This window comes from Haloarcula salina (genome assembly GCF_010119195.1).
Classification (GTDB): Archaea; Halobacteriota; Halobacteria; order Halobacteriales; family Haloarculaceae; genus Haloarcula; species Haloarcula salina.
Window position 1 is genome coordinate 266,789 of the sequence record NZ_WRXL01000001.1, and the last position, 12,520, is coordinate 279,308.

The following is a 12,520-nucleotide window of genomic DNA, read 5'->3' on the forward strand; positions in this document are numbered from 1 at the left end:
CGTTCAGGTCCCGCGCTGGAGTTCCTCGCGAGCGGTCAGTTCGTCCGGCACCAGCCGGAAGAACTCGAAGGTGACCTCGCGGACCGGGCGGTCGAACACGTCGACGAGCGGGATGTCGACGCGCTCGAAGCCGTCGAGGACCTCGCTCGTGATGTCGTCGCGCGACGCGTCTTCGAGCCGCCCGCTGGCGACGACGCTCTTCCAGGGCTCGTCGCCGTCGCCGTAGGTCACGAACGTCACCGGACGGCCGTCGAGGTGCCCCTTCTCGCTGTCGCGGTTCGCGGCCAGACGGAAGTAGAAGACGGAGTCCTCGGGGTCGTAGCCGTACGAGACCGGGGCCGCGTACGGGGCTGTCTCCTCGTCCACCGCGAGCGACAGGACCCCCGTTCCGCCGACGCCGAGGAACGCGTCCCGGTCGTCGGCACTCATCTCGGTGCGCTTCGTTTCAGCCATACGAGATATCACTCGCCGACGGTAAATAAAGCCCCGCGCGCCTCGCGACCGACCGGGAACTCCCGGGCGGAATAAGACATATAACGGTCGGTTGCGAACTGTTGCCATGCGCGAGGCACGTCGGACGACACGCCAGCGCATCGCTGACCAACTGCGCGAGGAACCCATGGCGGCGGGGACAATCGCGAACGTTTTCGAGATTCAGACCAGCGACGCGCTCACACACGTCGAACACATCGCGAAATCGCTCGACGCGACCGACGAGCAGCTGCTCGTCGCCCCGCCCGAGTGCGAGGAGTGCGGCTTCACCGACTTCGACGACCTGACGAACCGGCCGAGCAGGTGCCCCGAGTGCAAGTGCGAGTCGGTCGCCGAACCGGCCTACCGGATCGGCTGACGCGGTATCACCGCCGCGGCGTTAGTTCCCGGAGAAGCCGATGCGACCGCGCGAGGAGAGGTCGTGGTCGCCGGAGGGCCCCTGCTGCTCGAACTCGTAGCGGTCGTCGGTCAGGTAGACGACGCCGTCCTCGACGGCGACCGACACCTCCTCTAAGACCGCGCCCTCGCAGGGGCCGTAGTTACACAGGCCGGAGTCCGATTCGAACGTCGCGCCGTGTTTCTCACACACCAGTTCGCCGTTGCGGACCGTCGCGCCGTCGCCCTTGTCGAGGCGGATGTCCCGCCAGTGGGGGCAGTAGTTCTCGAAGGCGACGACGGCGTCGGACAACTGCACGACGAACGCCTCCGTCGTGTCGAAGCCGTCCCGGACCGTGAACAGGAAGGTTCCGTCGTCGGGCACCTCATCCAGCGCGACGATACGACTGTCCTCGTCCATGCTGGTCACCCGTACGATTCTCGGGGGTTTCAAACCGCCGGTCGCCACAGGATAGTGACTACACCGGCTTCGATCGGTCGTCGGGGGGTTGCCATTCAGGGCGACGGCTGTTTGGGTGTCGAGACCCCGTCCAGTTTGCGATGACAGATCAGGGGAGTTTGCCGAATAATGCACCGCTCAGTTCCTGTTACCCCAAATTTATAATGAAGTAATTATTCATCAATTTTCACTGCCGGAACAGGTCCGGCAGAACCACGGTTCGACACAGATGACACGAAACGCAATCCCAGGCGAGGCTCGACGCTCTCGGCGAACAGTTCTCAAAGGCATCGGCGCGCTCGGTGCGGCGGCGGTCGGTACGTTCGTCCCGTCCGGTCCCGCGAGCGCAGTCGGGTCGAGCGCCGTCTACCAGTACTACCACACGGACTGGAGCGAGATCACCGCCAATCTGGCGACGCTCGCAGAACAGGGCTACGACGCGATACAGGTCCCGCCCGCTCAGCGGAGCCGACTCGACCGGAGCCACCAGCGCGGCGTGACGGACCCGCCGCTGGGCTACCAGCCGGTCGACTACACGGACTTCGACAGCGTGTTCGGCACGGAGGCGGAGTACGAGACGATGGTCGAGACGGCCCACGACCACGGGCTCGACGTGGTCGCCGACGCCGTCATCAACCACATGGCGGCGAACGACGATTTCCGCGGCGCACCGGGCTACACCTTCGCCGATCTGCCGTATTTCAGTGAGCGGGATTTCCACCCACAGGACCCGATCGACTACGACGACCCGGAGTCGGTCGAGGACGACTGGCTCGTCGGACTCAAGGACCTGAAAATCGAGTCCTCGTACGTCCGTGGACAGCTCGAAAACTACGTTGAGAAGTACGCGAATCTCGGCGTCGACGGGATCCGGTGGGACGCCGCCAAGCACGTCCCGGAGTCGTTCTTCCGGGACTACGCCAATCAGTGGGCCGACGACCTCGGGCTCTGGACCGTCGGCGAGGTCCTGCAGGGAAGCGTCGACTACTGCCAGGGCTACGCCGACACCGGGATGTCGGTCACCGACTACCCGCTGTACTACACCATGAAGGAGGACGCGTTCCACAGCGGCGGGGACATGCGCGCCCTGGACGGGGCCGGCCTGGTCGACCAATCGCCGTTCCGGTCGCTGACGTTCGTCTCCAATCACGACAGCGACCCGCCCGAGTACGAGAAGCTCGCGTACGCCTACATCCTGACCTACGAGGGGTATCCCCGCGTCTACAGCAACCGAATCGGAATCACGGACGGCGACGTGCAGAACCTGCTCTGGATCAGGAACAACCTCGCGGGCGGCTCGTCGAAGACCCGGTACGTGGACCGTGACCTCTACGTCTACGAGCGGACGGGGAACCTCCTCGTCGGCCTGAACCGCTCGAGCAGCCAGCGGAGCGCGTGGGTCTCCACGGGCTGGAGTTCTCGGACGCTCAACGACTACAGCGGGAACGCGGGGAACGTCTCGACGGCGGGCGACGGCCGGGTGCAGGTGTCCGTCCCGCCGACGGGCTGGGTCTGTTACGCGCCTGAGTGACCGTCCGAGCGCGTGACGGCCGAGAAAGAGTCCTTCGTCTCAGTAGTGCTCGGCCTCGACGCGGTCGTCGAACAGCCGCTGCAGCAGTTTCGTCATCGGTCCGGTCCCGACGGGGATGCCGTCGACTGACTCGACCGGGCGGATCTCCCACGTGGAGTTCGTGAGGAACGCCTCGTCGGCGTCGCGGACGGCGTCGAGCGAGTAGTGGCCGGTCTCGACGGGGAAGTCCTCGGCTCGGGCGAGGTCCATCACCACGTCGCGGGTCACGCCGGGGAGCAGGTCGAGGTCCGCGCTCGGCGTTCGCAGGCCGTTCTCCGTGACGAAAAAGAGGTTGCTCGTCGCGCCCTCGACGACGTTCCCGTCCGTGTCCCGGACGAGGCACTCGTCGGCGGGGTCGCCGCCCGCGGCCGCTTTGCGGAGTTCCAGTCGGCCGAGGATACCGTTGAGGTAGTTGTGCGTCTTCGCGTCCGCCGGGACGGCCTCGCCGGGAATCCGCCGGGTCCGCACCGTCTGGACCGATGCCGGGCCGTCCCAGACGCGCTCGCCGTCGCGGCCGCCGCGAGGCAGTTCCGAACAGAGCACCACGGCCGTCGGGTCCACGTCGGGATCGGGCGTGAGCTTCCCCGGCTGAACGCCGCGGGAGACCGAGAGGCGGACGTAGGCCTCGGTGAGGTCGTTGGCCGCGAGCGTCTCGTCGACGCGCTCGCGGAGGTCGTCGGGGACGGCGTCGGCGAAGCCGAGCGTCTCGGCGGTCCGCTGGAGGCGCTCGCGGTGGGCGTCCCACGCGAACGGGTCGCCGCCGTAGGCCCGGAGCGTCTCGAACGCCGCGTCGCCGTACATGAAGCCGCGGTCGCGCACCGACACCCTCGCCTCGTCCGCCGGGACGAGGTCGCCGTTTACGTGGTAGTGCATAGCAGGCAGAAGTTCTCGATCATGGTCTTGCCGTGGTCGGTCAGGATGCTCTCCGGGTGGAACTGGACGCCGAGGTGCGGTCGGTCGCGGTGGCGCACCCCCATCACGACGCTGGCCTCGTCGGTGCCGAGGTGACCGTCCCCGTCGGTCGGTCCGGCACTCTCCTCGCCCGCCCCGCCGGTGACGGTGTAGGCCGTCTCGGTCAGCGCGTCGGGCAGGTCCTCGCGGTCGACGGCGAGCGAGTGGTAGCGGCCGACCTCGACGGGGTCGGGCAGCCCCTCGAAAACGCCGGTGCCGTCGTGGGTGACGGCCGACGACTTGCCGTGGACGACCGCCTCGGCGTGGCCGACCGGCGCGCCGTTGGCCGCACACAGCGCCTGGTGGCCGAGACAGACCCCGAGCGTCGGGTACCGGAGGTCCGCGAAGATCGGCATCGAGACGCCGGCCTCCTCGGGGGTTCCGGGGCCCGGCGAGACGACGATGCCGTCCGGGTCGAGGTCGCGGATCGCGTCCACGTCGACGGCGTCGTTGCGCCGGACCACCACGTCGTCCTCGGTCCCGCCGAGGCGCAGGACCACCTCGCCGACGTACTGGACGAGGTTATAGGCGAACGAGTCGTAGTTGTCGACGACGAGGACAGTCGGGGCGAGTGCGTCGGGGTCGCTGCCCGCCGCGTTCGCCCCGCTCATGCCGCGTCCTCCATGTCGAGGTCGACGCGCCGGCCGAGCGCCTCGTCGACGGCCGTGACGAGCGCGCGGCCCTTGTCCAGCGTCTCCTGATACTCCGCGTCGGGGTCGGAGTCGTGGACGATGCCGGCCCCCACGCGGAGGTGGTACTCGTCGGCGTAGCGCACGAGCGTCCGGATGACGATGTTCAGCGTCGCCCGCCCGTCGAAGCCGAAGATGCCGATCGAACCGGTGTAGGGGCCGCGGCGCGTCGCCTCCACTTCGTCGATGATCGCCATGGTCCGGGGCTTGGGCGCGCCGGTGATGGTCCCGCCGGGGAACACCGCGGCGACAGCGTCCTCCAGACTCGCCCGCTCGCGGAGGCGACCCTCGACGACGGAGACGAGGTGCATCACCTCCGAGTAGCGGTCGACGCGGCGGTAGTCCGACACCTCGACGCTGCCGAACCGGCTCACCTTTCCGAGGTCGTTTCGCTCCAGGTCGACGAGCATGGCGTGTTCGGCCCGCTCCTTCTCGTCGGCGAGCAGGTCGGCCTCCAGTCGCTCGTCGTCGGCCGGCGCGTCGCCCCGCGGGCGCGTCCCGGCGATGGGCTCGGTCACGAGGCTGTCACCGTCGCGGTTGAGCAGGAGTTCCGGGCTGGCGCTGACGAGGTCGACGCCGGGGAACTCCACGAGCGCCGAGTAGGGCGCGGGATTCACCGCCCGCAGCGCGTCGAACGCCTCGACGGGGTGGACCGCCGCGGGCGCGCGGAGGCGCTGGGAGACGTTCGCCTGGAAGGTGTCGCCGTCGCGGATGTAGTGCTTGACGGTCCGGACCCGGTCGGCGAACGCCTCGCGCGTGCAGTCGCTCTCGAAGGTGGCCTCGTCGGCCGCGACCGGCGGGTCGCCGACGCTCGGGTCGCCCTCGACGGCCGCCGTCGCGAGGTCCAGGGCGTGTTGCTTGCCGAACTCGTAGGCCAGGTCCGCGGTCTCGAAGTCGTCGAGCCGCGGGCAGGCCGTCACCCGGAGCGTCACGCGGTCCTCGCGCGGCTCCTCCCAGGCGGCGACGCGGTCGTACTTCGCCGCTTGCAGTGTCGGCAGGGCGCGGTCCGCGGCGGCGCTGTCCGGCAGCGACTCCAGTTCGCGGGCCACGTCGTAGGAGAGCCACCCGATCGCGCCGCAGGGGTAGGGAACGTCGCAGTCGCCGCGGGCGAGCGACTCGCCGTCGAGGAAGTCGGTGAGCGCGGCGAGGGTGCCGCCCGCGCCGGGGTCGACCTCGCGGAAGTCCGCCGGCGCGGTGGCGAAGTACCCCCACCCGGACTGGCCGCCGGTGGTCGCCAGGTACGCGCCGCCGATGTCCTCGCGCGCCCGGCGGTAGGCGAGAAACGGGTCGTCGACGGTGACGCGGACCTCGACCGGGACCCGAGCGGTCGGGGGCGCGTCGGCTGCGAGGTCGGCGAACGCGGTCCGGTCGGTCTCGACCGATGGCATTACTGCAGGAAAGCGGCGCGGCGACTAACTCCCTTGCGGTTCGCGCAGTCAGTACGCCGCGGCCCGCTCGACCCAGCCGGCGACCCGGCTCTCTGAGAGGTCGGTCTCGGCCGCGATGTCGGCGGCGTCCGCGGCGGCGAGGTCGCCGACAGTCTCGATGCCGATGTCGGCGAGGCGCTCCGCGTACGCGGGCCCGATGCCCTTGATCTCGGTGACGGGGTCGTCCGATCCCTCGGCCGCCGCGTCGGCCTCGGCGGCGTCCTCCCCGTCAGATGCGGCTGCGTCCCCGTCGTCGGATTCGGCGGCGCCGCCTTCACCCGCCGGTTCGGCCTCGTCGATGACGGGTTCGTTCTCACCCGTGGCGTCGTCGATGGCTGGCTCCTCGTTGGCCTCGGTGTCGGAGTCGGACGCAGCCTCGGCGTCGATATCCGTATCGGTGTCAGCGTCCGGCTCGACGCCCGCGTCAGGCGTCGCCTCGGACGCGTCGCCCCCGGCGGTGCCGACCTCGCTCGTCGCGGTGTTCGTCCCCTTCACGGCGTCCTCGTCTTCAGTAGAAGGCTCGCGCTCGACGGTGACGTCGACGTCGGAGGCCGTCGACGTGGTCGAACTCGACCCGTCGAGCCCGAGGGCGGATTTCAGCTTCTGAAGCAGACCCATACACGAACGTATTTTGCCCCCACACAAATCTCTTACCTGTGGCCGCTTGCGCTACAGGTTCGCACGGAGCGCGTCGTTCATCGCCGCGACGGGGGCCTCAGCGCCGGTCCACAGCTCGAACGCCTCGACGCCCTGGAACAGGAGCATCCACGCCCCGTCGACGGTCGTCGCGCCCGCGTCCGCGGCGTCGCGCAGCAGTCGCGTCTCGATCGGCGTGTAGACCGCGTCGAGCACCGCGAGGTCGCCGTGCAGTGCGGACGCGGGGACCGGCGTCTCGTCGCTCTCCATGCCGACGCTCGTGCAGTTCACCAGCACGTCGGCGTCGGCGAGCAGGTCCCCGAGTTCGTCGAGCCCGTGGCCCGTCGCGCCGGGCACGTCGTCCGCGAGCGCGTGCGCCTTCGACTCGGTTCGGTTCGCGATGCGGACCGACAGGTCCTCGTCGGCGAGGCCGAACGAGACCGCGCGCCCGGCGCCGCCGGCACCGACGACGACGGCCGTCCCGGACAGCGCCACGTCGTGGTGCGAGAGGGCGCGGACCGCGCCGACGGCGTCGGTGTTGTGGCCCGTCGGCGTGTCGCCCGAGAAGTCGACGGTGTTGACCGCGCCGATGCGCTCGGCGAGCGGGGTCGGCTCGACGGCCTCCATCACGTCCTGCTTGAACGGGATGGTGACGTTGAGCCCCGAGACGCCGAGCGTCTCGGCCGCCTCGACCGCCGCCGCACCCTCGTCTGCGGGCGGCTCGAAGGCGACGTAGCGCGCGTCGAGGCCGAGTTCGTCGTAGCCCGCCTCGTGCATCGGCGGGGACAGCGAGTGACCGACCGGGTTCCCGATGAGACCGTAGACGTCCATACGAACGCCAGCGGGCCCCGGTCGTATGAACGCCACGCTCTGGTGCGAGCGAGCCCTGTGCCGTGGGTTCAGGCTCGGAATACCTCGTCCAGTCGACGGTTTCGCAAGCTTTTCACGCGGACCTGACCACACCTCGGGTAGTGAGCAGTCTACGTCATCCCCTGGTACAGGTCGCCGTCGCGTTCGCCCTGACGGCCACCTGGGTCGGTCTGCTGGTCACCGGGACCGAAGTCGGAACCGTCGCGACCGTCGCGATCAGCGGATTCGCGGTGCTCGGCGCGTCGTTCCTCCTCGCGTGGGGGGCGGAGACGGCCGAGAAGGACGTGCCGCGCGCGTTCGCCATCGCCGTCCTCGCCATCCTCGCCGTCGCCCCCGAGTACGCCGTCGACGCGCTGTACGCCTGGAACGCCGGGGCCGGCGGCGCGACGGCCGAGGCCTGCAGTCAGCTCTCCGCGCAGGCCGTCGAGGCCGGCGAGACGCAGCTGGCCCGTGCCTGTCACGACGCCAACCTCGCCATCGCGAACATGACCGGCGCGAACCGCATCCTCATCGGCCTCGGCTGGGCCGGCATCGCGGTGTTCACCGTCATGCGCGCGGCGTCGACCCGCGACACCGCCGTGGTGAACCGCGACGGCTTCCTGAACGACGCGGTCCAGCTCGACACCGACATCGCGATGGAGATCGCCTTCCTCTTTCTGGCGACCTGCTGGGCGTTCCTCGTGCCCTTCGGCGGCGGCATCGGCGCGCTCGACACGCTGTTTCTCGTCGGCCTCTACGTCGCGTACATCGGCCTCGTGCTCAGATCCGACATCGAGCAGAGCGAGCACACCGTCGGGGTCCCGAAGTACTTCCAGGAGTGGTCGCTGCCGTGGCGGCCCATCGTCGTCCTCCTGCTGTTCGGCTACTCCGGCGCGATGATCTTCACCGCCGTCGAGCCGTTCGCCCACGGCCTCGAAGAGATCGGTCTCGACAACGGCATCCCCGAGTTCTTCATGATCCAGTGGGTCGCGCCGCTGGCGAGCGAGTCGCCGGAGCTCATCGTCGTCGCCGTGCTGGTCAACAAGGCCCGGTCGACCGCGGGCTTCAACGCCCTCATCTCCTCGAAGCTCAATCAGTGGACGCTCCTCATCGGGACCATCGCCGTCGTCTACTCCATCGCGCTCGGCGGCTACGGCGTCCTCCCGTTCGACGCCCGACAGGGGGCGGAGATCTGGATCACGGCCGGACAGTCGTTCTTCGCGCTGGCAATCCTCGTCAACTTCGAGATCAGCATCCGCGAGGCGGTGGTGCTGTTCGCGCTGTTCATCTCGCAGGTGCTCCTGGAGTTCGCGCTCATCAGGGACCTCGTCGAACTGCCGCTGAACAGCCACGACCTGCTGCTGGCCTACACCGCCCTGTACCTCGTCGCGGGCGGGGCGCTGTTCGCCCACCGCCGGCGGGCGCTGAAGCGCCTGTTCGGACTGGCCGGCGACGCCATCCGGAGCGCGTTCGGTCGCGAGCAGGTCTCCGGGGAGCAGGCGGACTGATGCTGGGGATCGTCGTCTCGCGCGAAGACGCAGCGTCCGAACACATCGGCGAACACCTGCTGTCGCTGCGCGACTGGGACCGCACCACCGACGACAGCCGCGCTGACGCCGACGGCGGGGGAACGGTGTACCGAACGGACGCCGTCGAACTCCGCGAGTTCGAGTCGCTGCACCTGCACCTCGACGGCGTGGCGTCGGCCTTCGGCGACGTGGACTTGCTCGTGTTCGCCTCGAAGCACGCCGGCGAGACGGACGAACTGCTGACCGCCCACCACACCGGGAACTTCGGCGTCGCGGAGTACGGCGGCCGCGACGGCCGCTTCGCCCGCGCCTGCCCGAGCGCGCATCGCGAAGTCGTCTCGGCGCTCGACGACCACGCGCCCCCCGACTACGAGGTCGGGATGGAGTGCACCCACCACGGACCGACCGACGTGGGCGCCCCCTCGATGTTCGTCGAGGTCGGCAGCGCGCGCGAGCAGTGGGAGGACCCCGCCGCCGCCGAGGCAGTCGCGAGAGCGATCCTCGATCTGGCCGAGGAAGCGCCCGACGCCGCGGGCGAGAACGGCACGCGCCGCCACCTCGTCGGCCTGGGCGGCGGGCACTACGCGCCGCGCTTCGAGCGGGTCGTCCGCGAGACGGACTGGTCGGTCGGCCACGTCGCCGCCGACTGGTCGCTGGACGCGCTCGACGAGTGGGCCGACGACGAGGACGAGCGCGACGCCGTCCTCGACCGCGCCTTCCGGGCGAGCGCGGCCGACTACGCGCTCATGGAGGGCGAGCGCCCCGGTCTCCGGGACGCCGTCGAGTCGCTCGGCCACCGCGTCGTCGGCGAGACGTTCGTCCGCGAGACCAGCGGCGTCCCGCTCGGACTCGTCGAGGAGCTTGAGACCGAAGTCCAGTCGGTCGAGGGCGGCCTCCGATTCGGCGAGCGAGCGGTCGGGTACAGCGGCGAGTGGACGGTGCTCGACCTCCCGGCGGACCTGCTCGCGGACGCTCGCGGCATCGACGACGAGGCGCTACGCGAGGCCGTCGAGCGACACGCGGTCGCGTTCGACACCGACCAGAACGGCACGGTCGTCACGGAGCCGGTCGTCGTCCGCGCGGGGACCGACGTCGAGGCGCTCGTCGATCCGCTTGCCGACATTCTCGAAGCGGGGTACGACAGCGTCGCTAGAGAGGACGGCGACATCGTCGCCCGCGAGACCGCGTTCGACCCCGACCTCGCGCGAACCGCGGGCGTCCCCGAAGGCCCGAAGTTCGGCAGGCTCGCCTCGGGCGAGTCGATCGAGGTCGACGGCGAAGAGATCGGCCCGGAGCGGTTCCAGCGGGAACGTATACGTCGATACACGCTGTGAACACGCGCGTCTCAGTCGCCGAAACTGACGTTCGGCGCGTCAGACGCGTGTCAGACGTGAGGGGAAAACTAATAACTGTTCGTCTGCAAGGGGGTTTTAAATTATGGATTCGATAATCGACGACGCTATCGACGAGGCCGAACAGGAAGGGGAGGACGCGGACGGAGGACGTGTCGACAAGTCGACATCGACGCCGTCACAGGACATGTCGACCTCCGGGACGATGTCCGACGAGGAACTCGCGAGCGTCGTCAAGGACTTAGAGACGAAGATCACCGTCGTCGGCTGCGGCGGTGCGGGCGGGAACACGGTCACCCGGATGATGGAGGAAGGCATCCACGGGGCCAAGCTCGTCGCCGCCAACACGGACGCCCAGCACCTCGCCGACGAGGTCGCTGCCGACACCAAGATCCTCATCGGCCGCAAGCGCACCGGCGGCCGCGGCGCGGGCTCGGTCCCGAAGATCGGCGAGGAGGCCGCCCAGGAGGACATCGAGGACATCCAGCAGTCCATCGACGGCTCCGACATGGTGTTCGTCACGGCCGGCCTCGGCGGCGGGACCGGCACCGGCGCGGCCCCGGTCGTCGCACAGGCCGCCCAAGAGGCCGGCGCGCTCACGATCTCTATCGTCACCATCCCGTTCACCGCGGAGGGCGAGCGACGCCGCGCGAACGCCGACGCCGGCCTCGAACGACTCCGCTCCGTCTCCGACACCGTCATCGTCGTCCCGAACGACCGCCTGCTCGACTACGCGCCCTCGATGCCGCTGCAGGACGCGTTCAAGATCTGCGACCGCGTGCTCATGCGCTCGGTCAAGGGCATGACCGAACTCATCACCAAGCCCGGCCTCGTCAACGTCGACTTCGCCGACGTTCGAACCATCATGGAGAACGGCGGCGTCGCCATGATCGGCCTCGGCGAGTCCGACTCCGAGAACAAGGCCCAGGACTCCATCCGCTCGGCCCTCCGCTCGCCGCTGCTCGACGTGGAGTTCGACGGCGCGAACAGCGCCCTGGTGAACGTCGTCGGCGGCCCCGACATGAGCATCGAGGAGGCCGAGGGCGTCGTCGAGGAGATCTACGACCGCATCGACCCCGACGCCCGCATCATCTGGGGCGCGTCGGTCAACAACGAGTTCGAGGGCAAGATGGAGACGATGATCGTCGTCACCGGCGTCGAGAGCCCGCAGATCTACGGCCAGAGCGAGGCCCAGCAGGAGAAGGCCGCCCAGCAGATCGGCGAAGACATCGACTACGTCGACTGAGGCGTTCTGTGACACGGGTGCGGTTTCGCTTCTTGTACACTTGAGCCGCGGCTCCGGCCCCGTCTCTCGCCGCGACGCATCACAATATAGAAAAGCCACCAGTGGGTACGACCCGCTATGGACGTTCCGTACGACCTCACCTCCTACATCCGCGTACTCAAACTGGCGAGTACGCCGTCGTGGGAGGAGTTCTCTCAGATCGCGAAAATCGCCGGCGCGGGCATCGCGCTGGTCGGACTACTCGGGTTCATCATCTTCGCCGTCATGACGTTCGTCCCAGGCAGCAAGCCGGTGTAAACAGATGAGTATCTACGCAGTCAAAACCACGGCCAGTCAGGAGCGCACCGTCGCGGACATGATCATCTCGCGCGAGGAAGACGAGATCCACGCCGCGCTCGCGCCGGACTCGCTGACCAGTTACGTCATGGTCGAGGCCGACAACCCGGCCGTCTTCGACCGCATCCTCGACGAGATCCCCCACGCCAACGGCGTCGTCCAGGGCGAGTCCTCGATGGCGGAAGTCGAGCACTTCCTCTCGCCGAAGCCCGACGTGGAGGGCATCGCCGAGGGCGACATCGTCGAACTCATCGCCGGCCCGTTCAAGGGCGAGAAGGCGCAGGTCCAGCGCATCGACGAAGGCAAAGACCAGGTCACCGTCGAGCTGTACGAGGCGACCGTTCCGATTCCGGTCACCGTGCGCGGCGACCAGATCCGCGTGCTGGACAGCGAAGAACGGTAAGCGTCAGACGGGGCGAACACGGCGATTCGAAGCGGTCGCCGACTCGCTCACAGCCGGATTCAGTACCGTCTCGACGCCGGGTTTTCCCGAGAGTTCGTTCGTCCGGATGGTCTCTCCTCGTATTCGATCGGGTGCCGGAATCGCCGCAGACAGCCATTCAAGGGAGAGTTTCGAACCGCGGACGTGTCTCGGAGGGTATGTTACG

General features: G+C 68.9%; 14 protein-coding genes. 7 read left to right on the forward strand and 7 right to left on the reverse strand.

Annotated elements, in window-relative coordinates:
• Positions 1-3: 3 nt before the first annotated feature.
• A complete protein-coding gene (locus tag GM656_RS01470) occupies positions 4-453 on the reverse strand; it encodes a pyridoxamine 5'-phosphate oxidase family protein (RefSeq protein WP_162411875.1) in 450 nt (149 codons plus the stop codon).
• A 106-nt stretch (positions 454-559) separates the two neighbouring features.
• Between GM656_RS01470 and GM656_RS01475 the strand changes: the two genes are divergently transcribed.
• On the forward strand, positions 560-850 hold the full coding sequence (locus GM656_RS01475; RefSeq protein ID WP_162411876.1) for a transcriptional regulator: 291 nt from the start codon (positions 560-562) through the stop codon (positions 848-850).
• 21 nt (positions 851-871) lie between these two features.
• On the opposite strand, the gene GM656_RS01480 is transcribed toward GM656_RS01475, so the two are convergent.
• Positions 872-1,288 (reverse strand): Rieske (2Fe-2S) protein, encoded by a 417-nt coding sequence (locus tag GM656_RS01480; protein ID WP_162411877.1) that lies wholly within the window; start codon positions 1,286-1,288, stop codon positions 872-874.
• A gap of 268 nt (positions 1,289-1,556) precedes the next feature.
• Between GM656_RS01480 and GM656_RS01485 the strand changes: the two genes are divergently transcribed.
• Positions 1,557-2,858, forward strand: coding sequence for an alpha-amylase domain-containing protein (locus GM656_RS01485; RefSeq protein ID WP_162411878.1), 1,302 nt, complete (start codon positions 1,557-1,559; stop codon positions 2,856-2,858).
• A gap of 39 nt (positions 2,859-2,897) precedes the next feature.
• On the opposite strand, the gene GM656_RS01490 is transcribed toward GM656_RS01485, so the two are convergent.
• The 5 genes from GM656_RS01490 to GM656_RS01510 are packed head-to-tail and all read right to left on the reverse strand — an operon-like array spanning position 2,898 to position 7,431.
• Complete coding sequence (locus GM656_RS01490; protein ID WP_162411879.1) at positions 2,898-3,770, reverse strand: aminotransferase class IV; 873 nt, start codon at positions 3,768-3,770, stop codon at positions 2,898-2,900.
• The gene (locus GM656_RS01495; RefSeq protein WP_162411880.1) at positions 3,755-4,459 is read right to left on the reverse strand and encodes an anthranilate synthase component II; all 705 of its coding nucleotides are present in this window, start codon (positions 4,457-4,459) and stop codon (positions 3,755-3,757) included. The genes GM656_RS01490 and GM656_RS01495 overlap by 16 nt, the downstream gene beginning before the upstream one ends.
• On the reverse strand, positions 4,456-5,925 hold the full coding sequence (gene pabB / locus GM656_RS01500; RefSeq protein ID WP_162411881.1) for an aminodeoxychorismate synthase, component I: 1,470 nt from the start codon (positions 5,923-5,925) through the stop codon (positions 4,456-4,458). Before pabB ends, GM656_RS01495 begins: the two co-directional genes overlap by 4 nt.
• Before the next feature lie 48 nt (positions 5,926-5,973).
• On the reverse strand, positions 5,974-6,582 hold the full coding sequence (locus GM656_RS01505; RefSeq protein ID WP_162411882.1) for a helix-hairpin-helix domain-containing protein: 609 nt from the start codon (positions 6,580-6,582) through the stop codon (positions 5,974-5,976).
• A 51-nt stretch (positions 6,583-6,633) separates the two neighbouring features.
• Positions 6,634-7,431 (reverse strand): shikimate dehydrogenase, encoded by a 798-nt coding sequence (locus GM656_RS01510; RefSeq protein ID WP_162411883.1) that lies wholly within the window; start codon positions 7,429-7,431, stop codon positions 6,634-6,636.
• 140 nt (positions 7,432-7,571) lie between these two features.
• Between GM656_RS01510 and GM656_RS01515 the strand changes: the two genes are divergently transcribed.
• The 5 genes from GM656_RS01515 (at position 7,572) to GM656_RS01535 (ending at position 12,315) form a co-directional block, all read left to right on the forward strand.
• Complete coding sequence (locus GM656_RS01515; RefSeq protein WP_162411884.1) at positions 7,572-8,957, forward strand: sodium:calcium antiporter; 1,386 nt, start codon at positions 7,572-7,574, stop codon at positions 8,955-8,957.
• A complete protein-coding gene (locus tag GM656_RS01520) occupies positions 8,957-10,312 on the forward strand; it encodes a D-aminoacyl-tRNA deacylase (RefSeq protein ID WP_162411885.1) in 1,356 nt (451 codons plus the stop codon). The genes GM656_RS01515 and GM656_RS01520 overlap by 1 nt, the downstream gene beginning before the upstream one ends.
• 103 nt (positions 10,313-10,415) lie before the next feature.
• The gene (gene ftsZ / locus GM656_RS01525) at positions 10,416-11,576 is read left to right on the forward strand and encodes a cell division protein FtsZ (protein WP_162411886.1); all 1,161 of its coding nucleotides are present in this window, start codon (positions 10,416-10,418) and stop codon (positions 11,574-11,576) included.
• Between the two features lie 117 nt (positions 11,577-11,693).
• Positions 11,694-11,873 carry a protein translocase SEC61 complex subunit gamma gene (locus GM656_RS01530; protein ID WP_004516835.1) on the forward strand — a complete coding sequence of 60 codons (180 nt, stop codon included), beginning with the start codon at positions 11,694-11,696 and terminating at the stop codon, positions 11,871-11,873.
• 4 nt (positions 11,874-11,877) lie between these two features.
• Positions 11,878-12,315 (forward strand): transcription elongation factor Spt5, encoded by a 438-nt coding sequence (locus GM656_RS01535; protein WP_162411887.1) that lies wholly within the window; start codon positions 11,878-11,880, stop codon positions 12,313-12,315.
• Positions 12,316-12,520: the final 205 nt, after the last annotated feature.

Excerpts from the sequence above, each read along its gene's own strand:
- GM656_RS01475 (WP_162411876.1), top strand. The coding sequence starts at position 560 with ATGCGCGAGGCACGTCGGACGACACGCCAGCGCATCGCTGACCAACTG.
- GM656_RS01535 (WP_162411887.1), top strand. The coding sequence starts at position 11,878 with ATGAGTATCTACGCAGTCAAAACCACGGCCAGTCAGGAGCGCACCGTC.
- GM656_RS01510 (WP_162411883.1), bottom strand. The coding sequence starts at position 7,431 with ATGGACGTCTACGGTCTCATCGGGAACCCGGTCGGTCACTCGCTGTCC.
- GM656_RS01530 (WP_004516835.1), top strand. The coding sequence starts at position 11,694 with ATGGACGTTCCGTACGACCTCACCTCCTACATCCGCGTACTCAAACTG.
- GM656_RS01520 (WP_162411885.1), top strand. The coding sequence starts at position 8,957 with ATGCTGGGGATCGTCGTCTCGCGCGAAGACGCAGCGTCCGAACACATC.
- GM656_RS01505 (WP_162411882.1), bottom strand. The coding sequence starts at position 6,582 with ATGGGTCTGCTTCAGAAGCTGAAATCCGCCCTCGGGCTCGACGGGTCG.
- GM656_RS01490 (WP_162411879.1), bottom strand. The coding sequence starts at position 3,770 with ATGCACTACCACGTAAACGGCGACCTCGTCCCGGCGGACGAGGCGAGG.
- pabB (WP_162411881.1), bottom strand. The coding sequence starts at position 5,925 with ATGCCATCGGTCGAGACCGACCGGACCGCGTTCGCCGACCTCGCAGCC.
- ftsZ (WP_162411886.1), top strand. The coding sequence starts at position 10,416 with ATGGATTCGATAATCGACGACGCTATCGACGAGGCCGAACAGGAAGGG.
- GM656_RS01480 (WP_162411877.1), bottom strand. The coding sequence starts at position 1,288 with ATGGACGAGGACAGTCGTATCGTCGCGCTGGATGAGGTGCCCGACGAC.
- GM656_RS01470 (WP_162411875.1), bottom strand. The coding sequence starts at position 453 with ATGGCTGAAACGAAGCGCACCGAGATGAGTGCCGACGACCGGGACGCG.
- GM656_RS01485 (WP_162411878.1), top strand. The coding sequence starts at position 1,557 with ATGACACGAAACGCAATCCCAGGCGAGGCTCGACGCTCTCGGCGAACA.
- GM656_RS01495 (WP_162411880.1), bottom strand. The coding sequence starts at position 4,459 with ATGAGCGGGGCGAACGCGGCGGGCAGCGACCCCGACGCACTCGCCCCG.